This is a genomic window from Microbacterium sp. M (assembly GCF_045181065.1).
Classification (GTDB): domain Bacteria; phylum Actinomycetota; class Actinomycetes; order Actinomycetales; family Microbacteriaceae; genus Microbacterium.
Genome location: NZ_CP173721.1, coordinates 2116305 through 2137910, shown reverse-complemented (window position 1 = coordinate 2137910; position 21606 = coordinate 2116305). Strand labels below are relative to the sequence as shown.

General features: G+C 68.0%; 22 protein-coding genes and 1 tRNA gene. 10 read left to right on the top strand and 13 right to left on the bottom strand.

Features of this window, described 5'->3' with window-relative positions:
* The first annotated feature begins 26 nt into the window (after positions 1-26).
* Positions 27-800, top strand: coding sequence for an ATP-binding cassette domain-containing protein (locus ACI7YT_RS10335; protein WP_406245447.1), 774 nt, complete (start codon positions 27-29; stop codon positions 798-800).
* Positions 801-896: 96 nt separating this feature from the next.
* Positions 897-969 (top strand) — tRNA-Asn (locus tag ACI7YT_RS10330).
* Between the two features lie 83 nt (positions 970-1052).
* On the opposite strand, the gene ACI7YT_RS10325 is transcribed toward ACI7YT_RS10330, so the two are convergent.
* Both ACI7YT_RS10325 and ACI7YT_RS10320 read right to left on the bottom strand, forming a co-directional pair.
* Positions 1053-1880: an alpha/beta fold hydrolase gene (locus tag ACI7YT_RS10325; protein ID WP_406245446.1), complete on the bottom strand. Its 828-nt coding sequence runs from the start codon at positions 1878-1880 to the stop codon at positions 1053-1055.
* 128 nt (positions 1881-2008) lie between these two features.
* Positions 2009-2794 (bottom strand): DeoR/GlpR family DNA-binding transcription regulator, encoded by a 786-nt coding sequence (locus tag ACI7YT_RS10320; RefSeq protein WP_406245445.1) that lies wholly within the window; start codon positions 2792-2794, stop codon positions 2009-2011.
* A 23-nt stretch (positions 2795-2817) separates the two neighbouring features.
* Between ACI7YT_RS10320 and ACI7YT_RS10315 the strand changes: the two genes are divergently transcribed.
* Positions 2818-3174, top strand: coding sequence for a DUF4406 domain-containing protein (locus ACI7YT_RS10315; RefSeq protein WP_406245444.1), 357 nt, complete (start codon positions 2818-2820; stop codon positions 3172-3174).
* 49 nt (positions 3175-3223) lie between these two features.
* Complete coding sequence (locus ACI7YT_RS10310; RefSeq protein WP_406245443.1) at positions 3224-4066, top strand: PhzF family phenazine biosynthesis protein; 843 nt, start codon at positions 3224-3226, stop codon at positions 4064-4066.
* Positions 4067-4090: 24 nt separating this feature from the next.
* Here the strand turns inward: ACI7YT_RS10310 and ACI7YT_RS10305 are convergent, their stop codons facing one another.
* Entirely contained in the window at positions 4091-4924 is an 834-nt protein-coding gene (locus tag ACI7YT_RS10305) for a mechanosensitive ion channel family protein (protein WP_406245442.1), read from the bottom strand.
* Between the two features lie 83 nt (positions 4925-5007).
* Here ACI7YT_RS10305 and ACI7YT_RS10300 point away from each other — a divergent pair, with 83 nt between their 5' ends.
* The 4 genes from ACI7YT_RS10300 to ACI7YT_RS10285 are packed head-to-tail and all read left to right on the top strand — an operon-like array spanning position 5008 to position 8121.
* Positions 5008-6108 carry a DUF998 domain-containing protein gene (locus ACI7YT_RS10300; RefSeq protein WP_406245441.1) on the top strand — a complete coding sequence of 367 codons (1101 nt, stop codon included), beginning with the start codon at positions 5008-5010 and terminating at the stop codon, positions 6106-6108.
* A 42-nt stretch (positions 6109-6150) separates the two neighbouring features.
* Complete coding sequence (locus ACI7YT_RS10295; protein ID WP_406245440.1) at positions 6151-7287, top strand: AI-2E family transporter; 1137 nt, start codon at positions 6151-6153, stop codon at positions 7285-7287.
* Positions 7288-7325: 38 nt separating this feature from the next.
* Positions 7326-7760, top strand: coding sequence for a DUF6325 family protein (locus ACI7YT_RS10290; protein WP_406245439.1), 435 nt, complete (start codon positions 7326-7328; stop codon positions 7758-7760).
* Between the two features lies 1 nt (position 7761).
* Positions 7762-8121: an SHOCT domain-containing protein gene (locus tag ACI7YT_RS10285; RefSeq protein ID WP_406245438.1), complete on the top strand. Its 360-nt coding sequence runs from the start codon at positions 7762-7764 to the stop codon at positions 8119-8121.
* Between the two features lie 61 nt (positions 8122-8182).
* Here ACI7YT_RS10285 and ACI7YT_RS10280 read toward each other — a convergent pair whose 3' ends face one another.
* Both ACI7YT_RS10280 and def read right to left on the bottom strand, forming a co-directional pair.
* Complete coding sequence (locus ACI7YT_RS10280; protein WP_406245437.1) at positions 8183-8698, bottom strand: septum formation family protein; 516 nt, start codon at positions 8696-8698, stop codon at positions 8183-8185.
* A gap of 119 nt (positions 8699-8817) precedes the next feature.
* A complete protein-coding gene (gene def, locus ACI7YT_RS10275; protein WP_406245436.1) occupies positions 8818-9384 on the bottom strand; it encodes a peptide deformylase in 567 nt (188 codons plus the stop codon).
* A gap of 61 nt (positions 9385-9445) precedes the next feature.
* Here def and ACI7YT_RS10270 point away from each other — a divergent pair, with 61 nt between their 5' ends.
* Positions 9446-10468: a DMT family transporter gene (locus ACI7YT_RS10270; protein WP_406250566.1), complete on the top strand. Its 1023-nt coding sequence runs from the start codon at positions 9446-9448 to the stop codon at positions 10466-10468.
* Here ACI7YT_RS10270 and pgl read toward each other — a convergent pair.
* Genes pgl through tkt form a run of 6 tightly spaced genes read right to left on the bottom strand, consistent with a single transcriptional unit; the run spans position 10462 to position 18564 of the window.
* Complete coding sequence (gene pgl / locus ACI7YT_RS10265; protein ID WP_406245435.1) at positions 10462-11250, bottom strand: 6-phosphogluconolactonase; 789 nt, start codon at positions 11248-11250, stop codon at positions 10462-10464. The two genes, ACI7YT_RS10270 and pgl, sit on opposite strands and share 7 nt — an antisense overlap.
* Positions 11247-12182, bottom strand: a complete 936-nt coding sequence (locus ACI7YT_RS10260; RefSeq protein WP_406245434.1) for a glucose-6-phosphate dehydrogenase assembly protein OpcA — start codon at positions 12180-12182, stop codon at positions 11247-11249. Before ACI7YT_RS10260 ends, pgl begins: the two co-directional genes overlap by 4 nt.
* On the bottom strand, positions 12179-13726 hold the full coding sequence (gene zwf / locus ACI7YT_RS10255) for a glucose-6-phosphate dehydrogenase (protein ID WP_406245433.1): 1548 nt from the start codon (positions 13724-13726) through the stop codon (positions 12179-12181). Before zwf ends, ACI7YT_RS10260 begins: the two co-directional genes overlap by 4 nt.
* Positions 13727-13748: 22 nt before the next feature.
* Positions 13749-15356: a glucose-6-phosphate isomerase gene (locus ACI7YT_RS10250; RefSeq protein ID WP_406245432.1), complete on the bottom strand. Its 1608-nt coding sequence runs from the start codon at positions 15354-15356 to the stop codon at positions 13749-13751.
* On the bottom strand, positions 15353-16465 hold the full coding sequence (gene tal, locus ACI7YT_RS10245) for a transaldolase (protein ID WP_406245431.1): 1113 nt from the start codon (positions 16463-16465) through the stop codon (positions 15353-15355). Before tal ends, ACI7YT_RS10250 begins: the two co-directional genes overlap by 4 nt.
* Positions 16462-18564, bottom strand: a complete 2103-nt coding sequence (gene tkt, locus ACI7YT_RS10240; RefSeq protein ID WP_406245430.1) for a transketolase — start codon at positions 18562-18564, stop codon at positions 16462-16464. Before tkt ends, tal begins: the two co-directional genes overlap by 4 nt.
* 252 nt (positions 18565-18816) lie before the next feature.
* Between tkt and ACI7YT_RS10235 the strand changes: the two genes are divergently transcribed.
* A complete protein-coding gene (locus ACI7YT_RS10235) occupies positions 18817-19737 on the top strand; it encodes a heme o synthase (protein ID WP_406250565.1) in 921 nt (306 codons plus the stop codon).
* A 58-nt stretch (positions 19738-19795) separates the two neighbouring features.
* On the opposite strand, the gene ACI7YT_RS10230 is transcribed toward ACI7YT_RS10235, so the two are convergent.
* Together ACI7YT_RS10230 and ACI7YT_RS10225 are read right to left on the bottom strand one after the other, a co-directional pair.
* A complete protein-coding gene (locus ACI7YT_RS10230; protein WP_406245429.1) occupies positions 19796-20218 on the bottom strand; it encodes a hypothetical protein in 423 nt (140 codons plus the stop codon).
* An 81-nt stretch (positions 20219-20299) separates the two neighbouring features.
* Complete coding sequence (locus ACI7YT_RS10225) at positions 20300-21382, bottom strand: COX15/CtaA family protein (protein WP_406245428.1); 1083 nt, start codon at positions 21380-21382, stop codon at positions 20300-20302.
* Positions 21383-21606 lie beyond the last annotated feature (224 nt).

Below are 21606 nucleotides of genomic sequence, written 5' to 3'. Positions count from 1 at the left end.
CGCTGAAGCCGGGGGAGGATGGACGCATGTCTCGCCGGTCTCCCTCTCCGAACGTGATCGACTGCTCGGATCTGGTGATCGACCGGATCGGACACGGCGGTGCCACCAGAGCCGTGGACGGAGTGACGTTCCAGATCCGCCCCGGCGGACTGCTGTGCGTCGCCGGACCCACCGGTTCGGGGAAGTCAACGCTGGTCGCCGCTCTCGCCGGGTCGACCGACCCGTCCGTCCGGATCGTCGGTGGCACGGCAGAGGTGTGCGGCGTGGATGTGCGCAAGCCAGGACGCCGGCACCGTGAGCTGACTTATCTCAGCGGCTTCGTGCCGCAGGGGGCAGGAGCGACGCTCCCGCCGAGCCTGACGGTGACCGAGGTGATCGCCGAGCCGATCCTCATCCGCGAGAAGCGCGTCAACTCCAAGGCCCTGTCGATCCGCATCGCGACACTGCTCGACGAGCTGCACCTGCCATTGGGCACGGCGGACAGATTCCCGTACGAGTTGAGCGCGGGGATGCGCCAGCGAGTCGCGATCGCGCGAGCGTTCGTCCTGGAGCCGAAGGTCCTGGTCGCCGATGAGGTGCTGGCGAACCTCGACCTCGAGGTGCGCCCGGTCGTCTTCGACGCGATCACCCGTCGCCGCACCGAGCAGGGCATGGGCGCGCTGCTCGTGACGAACGACGCCGCGTTCATCCGCGAACTCAAGGCGGAGACGCTCATGCTGCGCGGCGGACACGTCGTCGCCCGAGGTGTCGGCGACGACCTTCTGTGGGTGCCGAACGCCGAGGCGGATTCGAGGCGCTGAGCGCGACACACCCGGCGGCGCGGAAACGGCCGCGGATGTCATTCGCACAGCTGGACGTTTGCTAAGCTTGTCGAGTTGCTTCGGCAGCAAGCCTGATCCTCGATAGCTCAATTGGCAGAGCAGCCGGCTGTTAACCGGCAGGTTGTTGGTTCGAGTCCAACTCGGGGAGCACGATGGGCCCGGAATCACGTGGATGCTGAGAAATCAGCGGAAACGGATTCCGGGCCCTTTTCCGTCGGCGGCGTTCTCGTCTCAGCGTGTGTGCGTGCGCTCGGCGAGCCACTCGTGGACCAGGCGTCTGAACGCACCGGGCTGCTCGACCCACGGATAGTGCCCGCAGTCGTCGATCATGCTCAGATCCGCCCCGAGCGCCTGAGCGTACGCGACCACCGGTTGGACACCGGTGAGCAGATCCTCCGCCCCGCCGATCACGAGGGTGGGCGGCAGCTCAGCGGATCGAATGCGGGCGGCGGCATCGACCGGGATGTCGGTGAACCAGGCCCCGGCCGCGGCGAGACTCATGGCTCCGACGGCGGCGTGAGCCTTCTCGTGTGCGGTCCACTGCGCGTAGGTCGCCGGCGCCTGACGCAGGAAGGTCTTCCGGAACGCCTCTTCCGTATCCGGCTGGTCCTGTTCCAGTGACGTCATGGCATCGATGAACGCGGCATCCGTGCGGATGTCGGCGATCGGCGCCCCGTCGTACGGCGTGTCGGTCAACCAGCTCGCCGGCGGGGTGATGAGCGCCATGGACGCGACACGATGCGGGTAGCGGACGGCCGTGGCCAGTGCCAGCCGCGTCCCGGCGGAATGAGCGACGAGGTCGACCCGTGAAAGGTCGAGCGCGTCGGCCAGCGCGATGACATCGTCTGCGTCGTTCCACCAGCCGCGGGACAGTCCTCCGCTGCGAGGCGTGCCGCGGGGATGCAGGACGGCGAAGGCGTGAGTGTCTCCGAGCCCGGCGAGGTCCTCGAGATACTCGGGTCCGCGGCATGGCCCACCGGGAAGCACGATCGTCGGATCGGTCGAGGCGTGGCCGATTCTCGTGACCGCGACGGCTGTTCCGAGATCGTGCGGGCTCACGTCATCAAGTCTCGCACGCGGAACAGGTGCGTCCGGTTCGAGCGACGCGCCTCGGGCGAGCAAGTCGACCGCCCAGGGGACACGGCGATCGGCGTGCCCGCCGTCGGCACGGTCAGACGCCCCGTGCATCAGTGCGCATCGATGATGCGCACGTGAGCGCTCAGGCGTCGCACGATGTCACCCTGGGGATCAGCGTCGGTGATCACTCCCTCGGCGTCGTCGAACCCGATCACACCGAAGGGCGAAGCAGCGCCGATCTTCTCCGACGATCCGAGGACGTAGGTCTCCGCGGCGCGGGATGCCAGGACGCGCTTCATCGCCGCCTCGTCCGGGTCACCCGTGGTCAGACCGGACTCGGGATGGATGCCCGTGACCCCGAGGAAGAAGACATCGGCGGTGATGCGCTCCGCGGCCTCGACCGCAGCGGATCCGCTCGCCACGGCGGAGTGCTTGAAGAGGCGACCCCCCAGGATGAACACGTCGGCACACGGGTGCTCGATCAGCGCCGCGGCGACGGTCGGGCTATGGGTGACGATCGTGCATCGAAGGGACGGCGGTAGGAGCGAGGCGACAGCGAGAGCCGTGGTCCCGCCGTCGAGGATGACGGTGCTGCCCGGATCGATGAACTCGACGGCTTTCGCCGCGACCAGCCGTTTGGCTGCGACGCCGACTTCGCGCCGCCGCTCGTAACCGACCACCGCGGGTGAGACGGGGAGGGCGCCACCGTAAACGCGCTGACACAGTCCCTCTCCGGCCATCTCCCGCAGATCGCGACGGATGCTGTCCTCGGACAGGCCGAGCTCGAGTGCGACGCTCTTCGCGACGATCTTCCCGTCTCGGCTCAGGGTTTCCAGCAGGTATGCGCGTCGTTCGGCGGTCAACACGTTTAGCCCCGTTTCATCACGTTCTTGCATGTTCGTGGTTTAGTCTAGCGCTCATGACTCGTCCCATGCTCATCCTCATCGCCGGCCCTTACCGCTCCGGAACCCGAGGGGAACCCGCCGCCATGCAGGCGAACCTGCGCCGTCTCGAACAAGCCGCATGGCCGATCTTCGCCGCCGGACACATCCCGATGATCGGGGAGTGGGTCGCTCTGCCGATCCTTCATTCTGCCGGCGCCACCATCGAAGACGACGTGCTGTATCCGACAGCGCAACGGCTGCTCCAGCACTGCGATGCCGTTCTGCGGCTTCCCGGCGCATCCAGCGGCGCCGATCAGGACGTCGCCATCGCGACAGACCGTGGCCTGCCCATCTACTACGACATCTCGGAAGTACCCGTGCTCCGTGTCTGAGCGATGGTGCCGCGCATCGGCGGACGTCCCCAACGCGTAGCATCACGGTATGCAGCGACGTTTCCGCCAGGTGGATGTGTTCAACGACGGCATCGGCCTGGGCAATCCGGTCGCGGTCGTGCTCGACGCCGAGGGTCTCTCGGCATCGGACATGCGTCGATTCTCGGTATGGTCGAACCTCTCCGAGTGCACCTTCGTGCTGCCTCCGACCACGCCGGAAGCCGACTATCGCGTGCGCATCTTCAGCCTGAACACCGAGTTCGCGTTCGCCGGTCACCCCACGTTGGGCACGACGCGTGCCTGGCTCGATGCCGGCGGCGCGCCGACAGACCCCGCCCGCGTGGTGCAGGAGTGCGAGGCGGGCCTCATCCCCGTCCGTGTCGAGGGCGATCTCCTCGCCTTCCGATCGCCGCCGTGCACCCGCTCCGGCCCTGTTGATCCCGATACCCTTCAGGCGGTCGTCGAGATCCTGGGCATCGAAGCGGGTGACGTCATCGATGCGGCGTGGGTGGACAACGGTCCTGGCTGGGTGGGTCTGCTGCTCGACGGCCCGGACGCCGTGCTCTCCCTGCGCCCGGATGCTTCGCGTCACCCAGGACGCTGGGACATCGGTGTCATCGCGGCACACGCTGCCGATCATGCTGCCGACTTCGAAGTGCGAGCATTCTTCACTGAGGGGAGCGAGCCGCTGCGAGAAGACCCGGTCACCGGCAGCCTGAACGGAGCGGTCGCTGAGTGGCTCCTCGCCAGTGGCCGTGCCAGCGCCCCCTACGTCGCACGGCAGGGCACAGTGCTCGGACGCGACGGGCTGGTGCGCATCAGTCAGGAGGAGGGCGCCGTGTGGGTGGGCGGCCGCGCCGATGTGGTCATCTCCGGATCCGCGGAGATCTGACAGCATCACCGAGCGCGACGCGTCCTACAGGGTTCCCGGAGGGGCGAGCGGCGTCGGAGCCGGCGCATCCGTCACGACGCCCGAGACGCCTGCCTCGGCCAGCGCGGCGGCGACCACGGTGATCACCTCGGATGTCACGCCGGGTCCGTGGAGCGGGTGGTGCCAGAACTGCAGCCGGATGATCCACCGCTCAGGCGAGATCTCCCGGACGAGCGCCCGGACCGTCTCCCGTGCGTGCACGCCCTCGACCTGAGCAGCCGAACCGGCGAGCAGATCGACGACGGCATCCAGATCGCGTTCGTCGGTCCTGGCGATCCGCACCTGCACTTCGCTCCGTCGCGCTCCATGACGCGAGTCGTTGATGAGGATGTCCGAGAGCAGCTTGATGTTCGGGACGTGAGCCGTGCGCCCGTCAGCGGTCGTGACGATCACGGAGCGGCCGTTGAGATCCTTCACGATCCCCGTGAGCGGTCCGTCCGGGCCTTCGAAGAGGATCTCCTCGCCGAGCTTGACCGGCTGGCGGGACTGCACCAGGACCCCGGCGGCGAAGTTGTCCGCGACGCCGCGCAGCACCAGGACGATGACCACGGCCGCGATGATCGTGACCGCCAGCACGGGCTGGATGCTCGCGCCGAGGAATCCCAGCGCGATGCCGATTCCGAGGAAGATCAGCACGTACTGCACCAGGCGCGCGGCGACATCGACCATGGTGTCCGAGATGCCGGGTGCCTTGCGTCCGAGAGTCAGCACCCCCTTGCGTGCGAAATGCGACGCGATCCATCCGGCGACGACGGCGAGGACGGCGAAGACGATGTCCCACGCCGTGACGTTGGTCGGGATCAGTTGCGTCAGGTCCACATGCGCTCCGGTTCTGGGTGCCGCGGCACGCGGCTTCCCGGGTCTGCGTTTCATGCTAACCGTGCATGCGTCACACTGTTCCTATGTCCGCACCCCGCGCGTCCGTCAGCCCTCTCGCCGACACCCGATCGACCAGCACCGCATCCGAGCGCTCGCTGGAGACACTGGGGCTGTGGATGGCGATCGTGGCGTTCATCCTCGTCGGCGTCATCGCGATCCCGGTGTTCGGATTCGGCCCAGCCCCGATCGCCGGAGAAGGGTCCGTCGGACAGTACGCGGCGATCGCCTCCGCCGTCACCGCGATCGTCGTCTTCATCGGGGGACGACTCGTCGTGGACGACTCGACACGCCGCGGCAGGATCGGCGTCCTCGACGTCGTCGACATGGCGGCGTTCGCCTTCGCGCACGCCATCATCGCTCTGCTCGGCTGGACGCTCACGGCGACCATTCTCGAGAACGGCTTCATCGATGCCGTCGTGTTCCCTGTTCCGGTGCTGCTTCTCTCAGGAGCAGCGGCATCGCTCACCGCCTACGTCGCCTTCCTGTCGGCGACGCATCTCGACCTGCAGCTGCTGGCCATCGTGCTCGCGACGTTCCTGGCGCTGGGCATCATCACGAGCATGCTGACCGCGAGCGACCCGCACTGGTGGCAGGAGAACCTGAGCGCGCTGGGCATGACCGACGACCTCTCCGCGCGGACCTTCAACCTGACGCTCATCGTCGCCGGCATCCTCGTGACGACCCTCGCTCGGTACGCCACGCATCAGGTGCCGACCTCCCACCCGCGGGGCGTCGCGCGTGTGCGGACCTGCTTGGTGATCGTCGGCATCTTCCTGGGCCTCGTCGGCGTCTTCCACGTCGACGACTTCTTCGCCATTCACACCGGCGTCGCCAGCGGCATGGCGGTGGCCTTCAGCATCCTCGTGTTCGCACTGCGCCGCTGGATCCCCCGGATGCCGAGCACCTTCCTGCTGCTCGGATACCTGTTCGTCGTGGTGATCGTGACGCTGGCCGTGCTGTTCGCGATCGGGTACTACACGCTGACCGCCGTCGAACTCGTGGCAGGGCTCCTTGTGTTCACCTGGATCATTCTCTTCATCCGCAACGCCGATGCGCTGCGTCGGGACGCCGAAGCCGCGGCCACCGAACCATCCGGCCAGGGACGAGTCATCTCCCATGGGTGAGTCGCGGTGGTCGGTCATCGGGCGCCGGGTAGCGTTCAGAGCGTGAGCGAATCCGACCTCCCGGCGCATGCCATCGAAGAGGGCGCGCGTCCGACGCGGCGTCCCGGGCTGATGCGGCTGGTGCCGGCGCACCCGCTCGTGTCAGGATTCACCGTCGCGCTCGGCGTGATCCTCGCGATCGCCCTGTCGGCGACCGTCGCGTCGCTCTCGACCGTATTGATCTCGGTCTTCCTCGGTCTCTTCCTCGCGCTCGGACTGGATCCGGCGGTGCAGGCGCTGGAGCGCCGGGGGATCCGCCGTGGCGTGGGCATCGCGATCGTCGCCGTAGCATTCCTCGCGCTCATGCTCGTGATCCTGCTCGTGGTCATCCCCGCGACCGTCCGGCAGTTCGTCGCCGCACTGGAGGCGGCACCCGAGGCGATCGAGGCGATGCAGACCAGCGACTGGTATCTCTCGCTGGAGGCGAATCTCGGCGTCGACCTCACCGCCGTGATCGCCGAGGGGATCAAGTCCGTGACGAACATCTCATCGTTCCTGGCGATCTCCGGCGGTGTGCTGAGAGTCGGGTTCGGCATCGTCGGGGCGATCTCCAGTTTCGTCATGGTCGTCGTGCTGACTCTGTACTTCGTCTCGTCGTTGTCCGCGATGAAGCAGACCGTCGCGAACCTGGTGCCGGCATATCAGCGCAAGCGCTTCACAGAACTGCTCGAGCAGATCACCGGTTCGGTCGGATCCGTCGTCGCCGGTGGCATCACGCTGTCGACCTTCAACGCCCTCGTCGTGCTCGTGATCCAGCTCATCATCGGCTCCTCGGTGCCGGCGGTCATGGCGATCGCGGCGTTCTTCATCACGCTGATCCCGCTGCTCGGATCGCTGATCTTCCTGCTCATCGGCACGGTCGGCGCGCTCTTCATCAGCCCGCTGGCCGCGCTGATCTTCCTGGTGCTCTACTTCATCTACATCCAGGTCGAGGCCTACTTCGTGACCCCGCGCGTCATGGGCAAGGCGGTCTCCGTGCCGGCGGTGCTCGTCATCATCGGCGCCATGGTCGGCGCGACGCTGATGGGGCTGCTCGGCGCGCTCGTGGCCATCCCGATCACGGCATCCATCCTGATCATCATCCGTCAGGTCGTGATCCCGCGGCAGAACGCGATCACCACCGCACCCGACTCCGACTGACCCCTCAGACCATCCGCACCACCGAAGAAAGGAATCACATGGCCGACTTCCGTTTCGGTCCCGTCGAGCTGTATCTCGTCGGGTTCGAGGGAGAGCGTCCCGATCCGGCGACGCTCGAAGCTCTCACCGACCTGCTCGCCAGCGGACTCGTCCGCCTTCTCGACTTCGTGCTCGTCTCGAAGTCCGAGGACGGCGATCTCGAGATCATCGAGGTCGATGCCGAGGCGGACGCCCTCGGACTCGGTGGAGTCGAGATCCACGCGGCCGGCATCGCCGGTGGTGAGGACATCGACGAGTTCGCGGAGCTCATCCCGGCCGGCGGCTCGGCCGCCCTCGTCGCGCTCGAGCTCACCTACGCCCGCACGCTTGCGGAGCGCTTCAACGCCTCAGGCGGCGTGCTGCTGCGCAGCGAGCGGGTGCCCGCGCCCATCGTCAACGCGATGGTCGACATCCTCGAGAACGAAGGAGAATGACATGCCGCTTCGCAGATTCGGACGCCCCGGTCTGATCGGACTCGCCGCACGTACCGCCGTCGTCGCCGGTACGGCGTCGGCCGTATCCGGCGGAATGGCGCGCAACCAGCAGGCCAAGGCGCAGTCGCAGTACGAGCAGCAGCAGTACGAGGCCGCTCAGCAGCAGGCGCAGATCGACGCGGCGGCTCAGGCCGCTGCGTCGCAGTACGCTGCTCCGGCCGCGGCCCCCGCAGTCCCCGCCGCACCGGCACCGGCGGGCAACGACATGCTCGCCCAACTCCAGCAGCTCGCCGGGCTCAAGGATGCCGGCGTGCTGTCGGACGAGGAGTTCGCGGCCGCCAAGGCCAAGCTGCTCTCCTGAGTCGTGTTCACGAAGAACGGCCCCGCCGATGGCGGGGCCGTTCTTCGTGAAGGAATGCGTGTCAGCGTGCGCTGGCCTTGAGCGTGCCTTCGACGTCGCCCGCCGGGTCGTAGATCAGGCACTGCACGAGACGGTCATCGCCCTGGGTCCAACTGGACTCGGTCGGCTCGTACCACGTGAGATCCAATGCAGACTCCTCATACGCGAGACCGACGAACTCTCCGAAAGCCGGGAGGCACTGAGCCTCGACCTCGGCCTGGATCGCATCGGCGCCCGGGAACTCCCCGTCGGCGAGTTCGAACTCGTGATAGACCTCGTAGCCATGCGGCTCGGCGCACGGCACGACGTCCGCGTCTGTCTGCTCGGTGCTCGACATGGCGTCAGCGGGCATGCAGTCGCCGACCTTCAGCGAGAAGATGTCGATGTTCGACTCCTCGGTGACCTCTCCGGTCTCCTCATCGCGCGGCGCATCCCCCGAGATCAGGTTGCTGATCGTGCTGCACCCCGTCAGCGCGATGCTCAGCGCGACCGCCGAGCCCGCCAACGCGAGCGCGCGGCGCGTACGAAGCTTCATCATTGTTTCCCCCTCCAGAGATTCAGGCGCGGGAAAGAATGCCCCCGCTCTTGAACGCTATCCAGGATTTTCCCTGTGATGCAACTTTGAAGAGCCGATGAGGATGCTGTACGCGGTCGAGCTCAGGCCTCGAGGTCGTCGATTCCCGGCGTCCAGCTGCGCCCCGGCTTACCCCAGCCGCGCTTGCGCGCAATCTTCTGCACGGTCTTCCAATCGCCGTCGGAGAGCCGGTCGACGTAGAGGATGCCGTCCAGGTGATCGAACTCGTGCTGCATGATCCGTGCGCGCCAGCCGTCCACCTCGATGCGGACGTCCGCGCCGTCGAGATCGAGTCCGGTCACGAGCACGCGGTCGGCGCGACGGAGGGGGAATCGCTCGCCGGGGAACGACAGACATCCTTCGGATTCCTCGTCGGGGTCGGGGGAACCAGGCTCAGGCGGGCTCATCCACAGCACCGGGTTGACGAGGACGCCGCGCCACGGACGATCCTCATCGTCGACGTAGGCGTACGTGTAGATCCGCAGAGCGACGCCGACCTGGGGAGCGGCGAGACCGACGCCGGGCGCGGCATCCATGGTCTCGAACATGTCGGCGATGAGAGTGCGGATCTCATCGGTGATCTCGTCGACTTCGACGGCGGGGGAGTGCAGGACGGGATCGCCCATGATGCGAATCGGAAGAACAGCCACGCCACAACCCTAATGCGCGCCGGGTGCCCGGTAAGGTCGTACTGTGAGCGCGGGGGTGTGGATGGCGGAGATCGACGTCAGCGACCAGCTGGTCGGCGTGTTCGCCAACCCTGGTCTTCTGCTCGGCATCCCGCTGGCGCTGGCCGGCGCGGTGTTCATGTCGCTCGGTGCGCAGTATCAGCACCGTGGCGTCGAGAAGGTCGAACGACTCAGCGGCTCCGACGGAGCCACCGGCCTCAGCATGAACCAGATCAAGCGGCTGCTGACGCGCCCGTCCTGGCTCGTCGGCACACTGATGCTCGGCCTGGCCGTCATCTGCCAGTTGGCGGCGTTGGCCGTCGCACCGCTGATCGTGGTGCAGCCGCTCGGCGCGATCGCGCTCGTGATCACGACGCTTCTGAACGCCCGGATCACGGGGCACGCACCGACCAGGCAATCGCTCACCGCCATCTTCGCGTGCGTGGGCGGCATCTTCATCTTCGTGTTCTTCGCCGCGATCTACGCGGTCGAGAAGGAGATCACGAACACCGAGCTCTTCACGATCCTCGCGATCCTGCTCGTCGTCATCATCCTGCTCGGCGCCTGCTGGCTGATCCTGCGCCACCGTATGCGCGCGCTGTTCTACGTGGTCGGCGCCGGCATCCTGTACGGCTTCGTCGCGACGCTCGCCAAGGCCGTCATCACGCGCGTGCAGGATGGCGCGTTCGACTGGATCACGCTCGTGTGCGTGATCGCTCTGATCGCGGCCGCAGCGGTCGGCGCCTACTTCGTGCAGACCGCGTACAGCTCGGGCCCGCCGGACCTCGTCATCGCCGGCCTGACGGTCGTCGACCCGCTGGTCGCCGTACTGATCGGCGTGATCGTGCTCGGTGAGGCGGATGCCGCTCCGACCTGGGTGATGTTCGCATTCCTGATCTCCGGCGCGATCGCCGTCTGGGGCGTGATCGGGCTGGCGCGCTTTCATCCGCAGCTGCTCAGCGAGAGCCAGGAGCTGGGCCTCAAACGGGGCAGCGGCGGCGGAGCGACGCCCGAAGCGCCTCGGGATGCCGGGGACGAACCACCGGCATCCGAGCGCGATCAATAGGTCTGATCGAACAGGTCAGGAGAAACCTCGGACGCGGCGGCCTCGTCGACGAAGAACACCGTGCGCTTGCGGCCCTTGGCACCGGCGACCGGCACGTTGGCGTAGTTCGCTCCGGCGAGTGCGAGGCCGAGAGCCGAGGCCTTGTCGGCACCCGTGAGCACGAGCCAGACGCGCTTGGAGGCGTTGAGCACCGGACGGGTCAGCGTGACGCGCTCGGGCGGCGGCTTGGGGGAGTCGCGCACCGCCAGGGCCGCGGCATCGGTCACGGTGACCTCGGTGCGGTCGGGGAAGAGCGAGGCGATGTGCCCATCAGGGCCGACGCCGAGGAAGCACACCGCGAACGACGGCCACGACTGCTCGTCGGAGCCGAATCGTGCGAGCTCTGCGGCATAGGCCTCTGCCGCCTCGTCCAGGCTCAGCCCGCTGTCCGAGGCGGCGACCTCGTGCACGTTCTCGGCCGGGACGGGGATGTGATCTAGCAGGGCGCTGCGCGACTGCAGGGCATTGCGGTCGGCATCCGCACGGGCGACGAAGCGCTCGTCGCCCCACCAGAAGTGCACCAGCGACCAGTCGATCTCGCCGATGCGAGGGTGGACACGGACCGCGCTGAGCACGGCACCGCCCATGGAGCCGCCGGTCAGGGCGATGTGCGCGATCCGACCGTTCCTCGTCCGGGCGCGAACCCGGGCGAGGAAACGATCGGCGACGCGGTCGGCCAGTGCCTGCGGTGTCGCCTCGACGACGACGGTCTTCTCCACGGCAGCAGCCTCCCTGGTGCTCATGCTGCGGACGCTGGCGGACCCAGCTTCTCCCAGCCCTCGGTGATGACTCGACCGTACAGGACGTCGGGGTCGAGGCGACGCAGCTCCTCCGCGAGGCACTCGCGCAGCGTACGACGCGGCAGGTGCAGATCGTGGTCGGGCTGACCGGGCTGGGTCAGGACCGCCGTACCCGGGACAGGACGCTCGAGCAGGATGTCGCCCGAGGGCCGTGTCAGGCGGACCGACTTGATTCCCTCCGACCAGTGCTCAGGATCCTCGTACGCCCAGGTGACCGGAACGTCCAGCGCGAGTCCCAGCCAGCTGGCGAGCAGCGCTGTGGACGGAGACGAGACGGATCCGCGCACCTCGACGGCCGTCACGGACTCGAACGGCGGCTGATCCAGCACGGCGGCGAGCTGCTCGCGCCAGTGGGTCAGCCGGGTCCATGCGAGATCGGTGTCGCCGGGGGAGTGCTCCTGACCGAGCGTCCCGAGGCGGTCGCGGACGTCGACGGATGCCGCGGCATCCGTGATCCGACGCTGGGCGATGCGTCCGAGCGGTGAGGAGGCAGGATCGGCCGGTGCCTCTTCTGGCCACCAGGCCACGACAGGTGCATCCGGCAGCAGCAGGCCCGTGACGAGGCTCTCCGCGTTGCTGGCCGCATCGCCGAAGGCGCGCAGCACCACGACCTCACTCGCTCCGGCATCCCCGCCGACGCGGATCTGCGCGTCGAGGTGGGAGTCGCCGTCGCCGACGGTGAGCACGATGACGCGCATCGGGTGCTCGCGCGAGGCGTCGTTGGCCGCGTCGATCGCGGCCTCGGCCACACCGTTGCGGGCGGCGATGATGAGCGTCAGCACACGGCCGAGGGCGACGGCGCCGCCCTCTTCGCGCACGCTGACGAGCTTCTTGGCGACCTGGCTGATGGTCGTGTCGGGAAGGTCGATGATCACGGTCGTCTCCAGACTCGTCCGTCGCGCTCCAGGAGGGCATCGGCGGATGCCGGGCCCCACGATCCGGGCGCGTACTGCTCCAGCGTGCTGTCCTGTGCGGCCCAGTACTTCTCGAACGGATCGAGGATCTTCCAGCTGAGCTCGACCTCCTCGTGGCGCGGGAACAGGGGAGGATCCCCCAGCAGCACGTCGAGGATGAGGCGCTCGTACGCCTCAGGGCTGGCCTCGGTGAAAGCGTGGCCGTAGCCGAAGTCCATCGTCACGTCGCGGACGTTGGTGCCGTTGCCCGGCACCTTCGAACCGAAGCGGATCGTGACACCCTCGTCGGGCTGCACACGGATCACGAGGGCGTTCTGCCCGAGCTCGGCGGCATTGGAGCGGCCGAACAGATGTTCGGGGGCGCGCTTGAACACGACGGCGACCTCGGTCACACGGCGTCCGAGACGCTTTCCGGTGCGCAGGTAGAACGGCACTCCGGCCCACCGGCGCGTGGCGATCTCGACCTTGATCGCGGCGTACGTCTCGGTGGTGGACTGCGGGTGCATCCCCTCCTCACCGAGGAAGGAGTTCACCTGCTCGCCACCCTGCCAGCCGCCATCGTACTGACCGCGCGCCTGGGCGAGCGACAGATCCTCCGGAAGGCTGACGGCCGCGAGGACCTTCTCCTTCTCCGCGCGCAGGTGCTCGGCGGAGAGGCTGATCGGCTCCTCCATGGCGGTGAGCGCGAGCAGCTGCAGCAGGTGGTTCTGGATGACGTCGCGTGCGGCACCGACACCGTCGTAGTAGCCGGCACGACCGCCGACGCCGATGTCCTCGGCCATCGTGATCTGCACGTGGTCGACGTAGTTGCGGTTCCAGATCGGCTCGTACAGTTCGTTCGCGAAGCGCAGCGCCAGGATGTTCTGGACCGTCTCCTTGCCGAGGTAGTGGTCGATGCGGAAGATCGAGTCGGCCGAGAACGCGACCTCGAGAGCCTGGTTCAGCTCGCGGGCGGATTCGAGGTCGTGCCCGAACGGCTTCTCGATGACGACGCGACGCCAGTGGTCGTCGCCGTCCTCGTCGCCGACGAGGCCCGACTCCTTCAGCTGGCGCGCCACGACGGGGAACGCCTTCGGCGGAATCGAGAGGTAGAACGCGTGGTTGCCCATCGTCCCGCGTTCGACGTCGAGTTTCTCGACGGTCTCGCGCAGACGCGCGAACGCGGCCGGATCGTCGAACTCGCCCGAGACGAAGCGGATGCCCTGCAGCAGCTGCTGCCAGGTCTCCTCGCGGAACGGGGTGCGCGCATGCTGCTTGACGGCGTCGTAGACGACCTTCGCGAAGTCCTGATCCTCCCAATCGCGGCGTGCGAAGCCGACGAGGGCGAACCCCGGTGGCAGCAGGCCGCGGTTGGCCAGGTCATAGACGGCGGGCATGAGCTTCTTGCGCGACAGGTCGCCGGTCACACCGAAGATCACGAGGGCGCTGGGCCCCGCGATCCGGTTGAGACGGCGATCGTCGGGATCGCGCAACGGGTTGTGCCCGCGCGTAACAGGGACAGACATCGGTGGGGGATTCTCCTGTGAGCTACTTCTGAGCGGCTTCGAAAAGGGAGAGCACGTCGGCGGCGGAGTCCGTGATCGTCAGGGACACCACCGGTCGCCCGTGCTCGGCGAGGACAGCGGCATCGCCGGCGGCCTGCGCCTCGATGAGCTGTCCGAACGTGAAGGGACGGTCGGGGATCTCGAGATCCACATCCGTGCGCTCCAGAATCTGCAGGAACACGCCCTGCTCCGGTCCGCCCTTGTGGTACTGACCCGTGGAATGCAGGAACCGAGGGCCCCAGCCGAACGTGGTCGGGCGACCGGAGTCGGCGGCGATCAGCTCGCGGAGGCCGGGCAGCTGCGTCAGCTCGAGGCGGTTGACGTAGGCCTGGACCGACACGTAGCCGTCTTCCGGCAGCTGCGCCCAGAGAGCATCGAGCACGCCTTCGAGCGTTCCGGATGCCGCCAGGGCCGCGTCGCTGACGCGGACCTCGACGTCGTTCTCGACGAACGCCGGTGCGGTCGCCTCCGGGCGCGCATCGAGCAGACCACGAGCGGCGATCTTGGCGGATTCGACGTCGGGCTGGTCGAACGGGTTGATCCCCAGCAGGTGACCGGCGATCGCGGTCGCGTACTCCCAGACGATGAAGTTCGCGCCGAGCGTTCCGCTGACGAGGATCTCGCCGGGGTGGCGCTCGTGCAGGTGGAACTCGTTGGCGTCGTCGACGAGACGCACGATCTGGAGGTCGGCCGGCAGGGGGTCCAGCTCAGGCGAGACAGACAGGAGCACGACGGGCAGAATCCCCGTGCCCTCCTTGCCGGTGGACTCGGCGATCAGCTGCTCGATCCAGTCGGGCAGGCCGTCGATGTGCGTGCCGTCCGTGATCAGCCCGAGCTTGTCCCGGCGCGGCGAGGTGCCGGCGATCGCCGCGGCCAGGCGCAGTGCCGGGTTGGAGGCCTCATCGACCGCGACCTCGAGCAGCGATGCCTCGGCCTCATCCAGCAGCTCGGACACGTCGACACCGGCGAGACCGGACGGGACGAGGCCGAACGCGGTGAGAGCCGAGTAGCGGCCGCCGACGTTCGGGTCCGCGTTGAAGACGCGGTAACCGGCCTCGCGGGCCGAGACGTCCAGGGGCGAACCCGGGTCGGTGACGACGACGATGCGCTCGGTCGGGTCGATGCCGAGGTCGCGGAACGCGGCCTCGAACGTCCGACGCTGCGAATCCGTCTCGACGGTCGATCCGGACTTCGACGAGACCACGAGCGCGGTGCGCTCAAGGCCCTCGTCGAGAGCGGCCAGCACCTGACCCGGCGCCGTCGAGTCGAGGATCGTGAGCGGCACGCCGGCCGTCTGCGCGATGACCTCCGGCGCGAGCGACGAGCCGCCCATGCCGGCGAGCACCACGCGGTCGACGCCCTTGGCGTTCAGCTCGGCTCGCAGCGCCGTGATCTCCGCGATCAGCGGCCGCGAGATCGACACGGCCTCAACCCAGCCGAGACGGACGGAGGCCTCGGCCTCGGCCGCCTCGCCCCAGACCGTCGCATCACCGGAGGTGATCCGGGACGCGATGAGATCGCCGACGAGGCCGGGGACGACCTCGTCGATGGCGGCCTTCGGCGCGCCGGTGGCGTGCAGGGAGAATGTCATCGCTGGGCTTCCAGGCCGGCGGCGACCTGGTTGAGCAGATCGTGCCACGAGTCGATGAACTTCGCGACGCCCTCGTCCTCCAGGACCTGGGTGACATCGTCGAAGTCGACTCCGACCTCGGCCAGACCGGCGAAGACCGCCTTGGCCTCGTCGTAGCCGCCGGTGATGGTGTCGCCCGTGATCACGCCGTGGTCGAACGTGGCCTCGAGGGTCTTCTCCGGCATCGTGTTGACGACGCCCTGAGCGACGAGTTCCGTGACGTACAGCGTGTCGGGGAGAGCGGGGTCCTTGACGCCCGTCGACGCCCACAGCGGACGCTGCAGGTTCGCACCGGCATCCAGCAGCGCCTTGGCGCGATCGCCGGCGAACGTCTGCTCGAACAGTTCGTAGGCCAGGCGAGCGTTGGCGAGCCCTGCCTTGCTCTTGAGAGCGAGCGCCTGCTCGGTGCCGATCTCGACGAGACGCTTGTCGGTCTCGGTGTCGACGCGCGACACGAAGAACGACGCGACCGACTGGATCGTCGACAGGTCGATGCCGGCGGCCTTTGCGGTCTCGAGACCGGTCAGGTAGGCGTCGATGACCGCGGCGTAGCGCTCGAGGCTGAAGATCAGTGTGACGTTGACGCTGATACCGGCACCGATCGCCTGCGCGATGGCCGGGAGGCCGGCCTTCGTCGCGGGGATCTTCACGAGGAGGTTCGGACGATCGATCTTCGCCCACAGCTCCTTGGCCTGCGCCACGGTGCCGTCGGTGTCGTGCGCGAGGTCGGGGGAGACCTCGATCGAGACGCGGCCGTCGACGTGGCCGGAGGCCTCCCACACCGGGCGGAACACGTCCAGAGCCGCACCGACATCCTGCGTCGTGGCAGCGAAGACCGCCTCTTCGGCGGTCGCGCCGGACGCGGCGAGCTCGGTGACCTGAGCGTCGTAGGACGTGTCATCCGGGTTCGTGATCGCGTTCGCGAAGATGGTCGGGTTGGTGGTCACGCCGGTGACGTTGCGGGACTCGATCAGCTCGGCGAGGTTGCCGGAGTTGATGCGCGTGCGCGAGAGGTCGTCCAGCCAGATGCTGACGCCCGCGTCGTGGAGCTGGGCTGTGGGGGTGCTCATGCGTTCTCCTTGATGGTCTCGCGTGCCGCCTCGACGACGGCCTCGGCGGTGATGCCGAACTTCTGGAACAGGGTCTTGTAGTCAGCGGAAGCACCGAAGTGGTCGATGCCGATCGAGCGGCCCCTGTCGCCGACGACGCCGCGCCAGGTGAGCACGGAGCCGGCTTCGACGGACACCCGAGCGGTGACGGCGGCGGGCAGGACCGACTCGCGGTACTCGGCATCCTGCTCGGCGAACCACTCCAGCGACGGAGCGGACACGACGCGGGCGTTCACACCCTCGGCCGCCAGCGTCTCGCGGGCGGAGACCGCCAGCTGGACCTCGGAGCCGGTCGCGATGAGGATGACGTCAGGGGTGCCGTTCGGCGCCTCGGCCAGCACGTACGCGCCCTTGGCGGTGTTGGCGGCAGACGCGAAAACCTCGCCGGATGCCGCGCCTTCGCCGCGAGCGACGTTCGGTACGTTCTGACGGGTGAGGGCGATGCCGACCGGGCCGCCGTGGCGCTTCAGGATCTCCAGCCATGCCGCAGCAGTCTCGTTGCCGTCCGCCGGGCGCACGACCGTGAAGTTCGGGATCGCGCGGAGCGTCGCGAGCTGCTCGATCGGCTGGTGGGTCGGCCCATCCTCGCCCAGGGCGACGGAGTCGTGCGTCCAGACGAAGATGCTCGGGATGTCCATCAGCGCGGCCAGACGCACCGCGGGGCGCATGTAGTCGCTGAAGATGAGGAACGTGCCGCCGAACGAGCGCGTCTTGCCGTGCAGCGTGATGCCGTTGAGGATCGAGCCCATCGCGTGCTCGCGGATGCCGAAGTGCAGCACGCGGCCGTAAGGGCTGCCCGACCAGTCGTGCGTCGACCACTCAGCGGGGATGAACGATGCCGCGGGCGAGATCGTGGTGTTGTTGGACCCTGCCAGGTCGGCCGAGCCGCCCCACAGCTCGGGGAGCTCCGGTGCGAGGGCGTTGATGACCTTGCCCGATGCGGCGCGCGTGGACACCTCGGTGCCGCCCTCGAAGACGGGGAGCACGTTCTCGATGCCGTCGGGGAGTGCCTGCGCCTCGAGACGGTCCAGCAGCGCCTTGCGCTCCGGGTTGGCCGCCGCCCAGGCGTCGAAGTCGGCCTGCCATGCGGCGCGCGCCTCTGCGGCACGGCCGGTGAGCTCACGGGTGTGCGCGATGACGGCATCCTCGACGACGAAGCTCTTCTCGGGGTCGAAGCCGAGGACCGTCTTGGTCGCCGCGACCTCGTCCGCTCCGAGCGCGTTGCCGTGCACGGATTCGGTGCCCTTCTTGTTGGGCGCCGGGTAGCCGATGATCGTCTTCAGGATGATCAGAGTGGGCTTGCCGGTCTCGGCCTTGCCCTCCTCGATCGCGTCGACGAGCTCCTGGGCATCCTCGATGTACTCGCCGGTGCGGGTCCAATCGACCGACAGCACCTGCCATCCGTACGAGCGGTAGCGTGCGGCGACGTCCTCGGTGAACGAGACGTTCGTGTCGCCCTCGATCGAGATCTGGTTCGAGTCGTAGATCGCGATCAGGTTGCCGAGCTGCTGGTGGCCCGCGAGCGACGAGGCCTCGCTGGTCACGCCCTCCTGCAGGTCGCCGTCGCCTGCGATCACGTAGACGTGGTGGTCGAACGGGCTGGTGCCCTCGGCCGCCTCGGGGTCGAACAGACCGCGCTCGTAGCGAGCGGCGTAGGCGAAGCCGACCGCGGACGCGAGGCCCTGTCCGAGCGGGCCGGTGGTGATCTCGACACCCTTGGTGTGGCCGTACTCCGGGTGACCGGGGGTCAGCGAGCCCCAGGTGCGCAGCGCTTCGAGGTCTTCGAGCTCGAGCCCGAAGCCGCCGAGGTAGAGCTGCACGTACTGGGTGAGCGAGGAGTGACCCACCGAGAGGATGAAGCGGTCGCGACCGAGCCAGTCCGTGTCGGTCGGGTCGTGGCGGAGAACCCGCTGGTAGAGGAGGTAGGCCACCGGGGCGAGGCTCATGGCCGTACCGGGGTGACCGTTGCCGACCTTCTGAACGGCGTCAGCCGCCAGGATTCGTGCGGTGTCCACCGCACGTCGATCGATCTCTTCCCACTGCAATTGCGACACGGTCATGCCCTTTCCGACAATTTCGAGGGCGCCCGAATTCCCTGGCGCTCCGCATCGTCACGGAGAGTTGCACAGCGCCGGGCGCGCGAGTGGTTTTCAGCATAGCGGGCTTGTTTCTCTCACAACGCGTGTCTTACGGAGTGAGGTAATAATCGTGTGACCGGTCACGGTCCGAAGCGCCGAACGCACAGGGAACCGGCGCGGCAGCACGGGTGCCGTAGACTGGATCCGGTATGGCGCATTCGCGCGGAGGAGGGGATCGAGATCTCGACGCAGACGCAGTCGGTCGCACCTGAGCACTCGCTCGGACGCACGGTGAAGGCGTACATCGCCCTCACCAAGCCCCGTGTCCTTGAGCTTCTGCTGGTGTCCACCGTTCCGGTGATGTTCCTCGCAGAGGGCGGTCTCCCCGATCTCTGGCTCGTTCTGGCGACCGTGGTCGGCGGCGCGATGAGCGCAGGTTCGGCAGCCGCGTTCAACATGTATCTCGACCGCGACATCGACGCGCACATGCACCGGACCGAGAACCGGCCGCTCGTCACCGGGGCGGTCACGCCCCGTGGCGCGCTCATCTTCTCGTGGACGCTGGCCGTCGTCTCGACGGTCTGGCTGTGGCTGACGACGAACTGGCTCGCGGCGACGCTGTCGGCGGTGGCCATCTTCTTCTACGTCGTGATCTACACGATGATCCTCAAGCGCCGTACCGAGCAGAACATCGTCTGGGGTGGCATCGCCGGGTGCTTCCCCGTCCTCATCGGCTGGTCCGCAGTGACGGAGTCGCTGGACTGGCCTGCGTTCATCCTGTTCGTCCTCGTGTTCCTGTGGACGCCGCCGCACTACTGGCCGCTGTCCATGAAGTACAAGGACGACTACGACGACGTCGACGTTCCCATGCTGGGTGTGACGCGTCGCGCGTCTCAGGTGGGACTGCAGGTCATCCTCTACGCCTGGGCGACCGTCGCCTGCTCGCTGCTGCTGATCCCGGTCGCCGGCATGGGGCTGGTGTACTCGGTGTCGGCAGTCGTCTTCGGTGGCTGGTTCATCTACGAGTCGCACCGCCTCTACAACCGTGCGGTGCGGGGGACCGAGCCGCGCCCGATGCGTGTGTTCCACGCATCCATCACGTACCTGACGCTGATCTTCGTCGCCGTCGCGATCGACCCTCTGCTGCCGTTCTGACGCGGAATCCACTGCGCCCCGCAGCCGATCCGTTCGGCTGCGGGGCGCAGTGCTGCGATCAGCGTGCGGCGACGGAATCCGAGTCGGCAGGCCGCTCGGCATCCTGAGCCGGTGCGGTGGCCGAGTCGTCGGCCGCCGCGAGCTCGTCCGCGTTCGGAGACGCGTCGTCGTCGGCATCCGCGGCCGTCCAGTCGATCGCTTCGATGACCGGTGCTGTCGCTCGGGGGATGAGGGCCTTCGCCGCCGCCAGCGCCAGGGCGAGGAACAGCCCGATGATCCCGCCGGCGACCAGCGCGCCGCCGAAGACGACCCATGCCTGCCCGGCGTACACCTCGACGCCGGTGGCGGTGCCGTCCAGGAGCGTCGTGGTCATCACCCCGATCTGATCCGTGGTGATCCAGGCGCCGAGCCCGAGCGAGGCGAGGGAGAGGACCAGCAGAAGCCAGTACGGGATGCTGCGGATGAGTGCCGTGTTCTTCATGCCGCCACTCTGCGCGACGCATCGATGAGCGAGGTATGCGGCACCTATGAGTGCGGTGTGCGCCGTGCGCGACCGCGCCTGTCAGCCGGCGTCGACCGGCTGCTTGAGGTTGAGCACGACGACCGTGTAGGCGGCGGCGGACAGCGAAGCGAGCACCATGTGGATGCCGACGAGGATCTCCGGCAGGCCGTCCCTGGCCTGCCAGACGCCGACGGCGATCTGGACGAGGATCGCGCCGGCGAGCACGAGCAGCCAGCGTCGCACGGGCAGCTTCAGCATCCAGGCGGAGACGGTGAGCGCGGCGACGAGCGCGGCCAGGATGTATCCCGGCCAGGAGTGCACGTGCGCGAGGATCGTCGCATCGAAGCCGGTGCGGACGATGTCCGCGTCACCGGAGTGAGGCCCTGATCCGGTCGTGAGGACGCCGAAGAAGATCGTGGCCGCCAGTGCGAGCCCTGTCACGTGGGTGAGGATCGCGAACCATCGCGGGACGGCGCGTTCGCGTGCACCCGGCGCGGCGTACAGCCTCACGAGGTAGGCGGCCGTGACGCAGACCAGCAGCAGCGACGAGACGTAGTGGAAGCCGACGACGAAGGCGTTCAGATCGGTGACGACGGCGAGGCCGCCGACGACGGCCTGCGCCATGACGCCGGCGAGGACGATCCACGCGAGCATCGACAGGTCGCGGCGACGCGTGGTGCGGCGCACGGAATCGACCATCGCGACGAGGACGGCGATCAGCAGCGCGCCGGAGAAGAACCCGAAGGCGGGCAGTCCGAACGGTGCCGTCACGGCGTAGGCGATCACCGCGGCGACGACGCCGCCGATGGCGAACCACACCGCCCGCTTCACCAGCGCGGCGCCGCCGATCGCGGCCAGCGTGAGCAGCAGCACTGCGAGCGCCAGGATGCCCACGAGACCGGTCATGGTCCGATTGCCGAACTCGATGATGCCGTGGATGCCCTGCTCGGGCAGCGGCACGAGCGATTCCGGCGTGCACAGCGGCCACTCCGAGCAGCCGAGGCCCGATCCCGTCAGACGTACGGCGCCGCCGGTGCCGATGATGATGACCTCGGCGAGGAACGAGAGCCAGGCAAGGACCCGCAGTGGTGCCCCGATCACGATCCGGGTGTCGGCGGAGGACGTGGCGGAACTCGTGAGCATGGGGCCTCCGGCTCCCGCTCTGTTACCCGAGCGCGGCCCGGATGACAGGGGGAACCTGTAGAATCGGATTGTTGCGATGCGCGCATACAGCGCGAGATGCATCACCAACAGTTTAGGCGCGATGAACGCGTCGTGATGAGGGCTCCACAGCGGCATCCAACCCCGGTCACTCGACGGGGCTACGGCATGCCGGAGCGGATGACACCGCCAGGGCCCTACGAGGA

Bases quoted from the DNA above. Each gene is read 5' to 3' on its own strand.
- ACI7YT_RS10335 (WP_406245447.1), top strand. From the start codon at position 27: ATGTCTCGCCGGTCTCCCTCTCCGAACGTGATCGACTGCTCGGATCTG.
- ACI7YT_RS10320 (WP_406245445.1), bottom strand. From the start codon at position 2,794: ATGCAAGAACGTGATGAAACGGGGCTAAACGTGTTGACCGCCGAACGA.
- ACI7YT_RS10315 (WP_406245444.1), top strand. From the start codon at position 2,818: ATGACTCGTCCCATGCTCATCCTCATCGCCGGCCCTTACCGCTCCGGA.
- ACI7YT_RS10310 (WP_406245443.1), top strand. From the start codon at position 3,224: ATGCAGCGACGTTTCCGCCAGGTGGATGTGTTCAACGACGGCATCGGC.
- ACI7YT_RS10300 (WP_406245441.1), top strand. From the start codon at position 5,008: ATGTCCGCACCCCGCGCGTCCGTCAGCCCTCTCGCCGACACCCGATCG.
- ACI7YT_RS10290 (WP_406245439.1), top strand. From the start codon at position 7,326: ATGGCCGACTTCCGTTTCGGTCCCGTCGAGCTGTATCTCGTCGGGTTC.
- ACI7YT_RS10285 (WP_406245438.1), top strand. From the start codon at position 7,762: ATGCCGCTTCGCAGATTCGGACGCCCCGGTCTGATCGGACTCGCCGCA.
- ACI7YT_RS10280 (WP_406245437.1), bottom strand. From the start codon at position 8,698: ATGATGAAGCTTCGTACGCGCCGCGCGCTCGCGTTGGCGGGCTCGGCG.
- ACI7YT_RS10270 (WP_406250566.1), top strand. From the start codon at position 9,446: ATGGCGGAGATCGACGTCAGCGACCAGCTGGTCGGCGTGTTCGCCAAC.
- pgl (WP_406245435.1), bottom strand. From the start codon at position 11,250: ATGAGCACCAGGGAGGCTGCTGCCGTGGAGAAGACCGTCGTCGTCGAG.
- zwf (WP_406245433.1), bottom strand. From the start codon at position 13,726: ATGTCTGTCCCTGTTACGCGCGGGCACAACCCGTTGCGCGATCCCGAC.
- ACI7YT_RS10250 (WP_406245432.1), bottom strand. From the start codon at position 15,356: ATGACATTCTCCCTGCACGCCACCGGCGCGCCGAAGGCCGCCATCGAC.
- tal (WP_406245431.1), bottom strand. From the start codon at position 16,465: ATGAGCACCCCCACAGCCCAGCTCCACGACGCGGGCGTCAGCATCTGG.
- tkt (WP_406245430.1), bottom strand. From the start codon at position 18,564: ATGACCGTGTCGCAATTGCAGTGGGAAGAGATCGATCGACGTGCGGTG.
- ACI7YT_RS10230 (WP_406245429.1), bottom strand. From the start codon at position 20,218: ATGAAGAACACGGCACTCATCCGCAGCATCCCGTACTGGCTTCTGCTG.
- ACI7YT_RS10225 (WP_406245428.1), bottom strand. From the start codon at position 21,382: ATGCTCACGAGTTCCGCCACGTCCTCCGCCGACACCCGGATCGTGATC.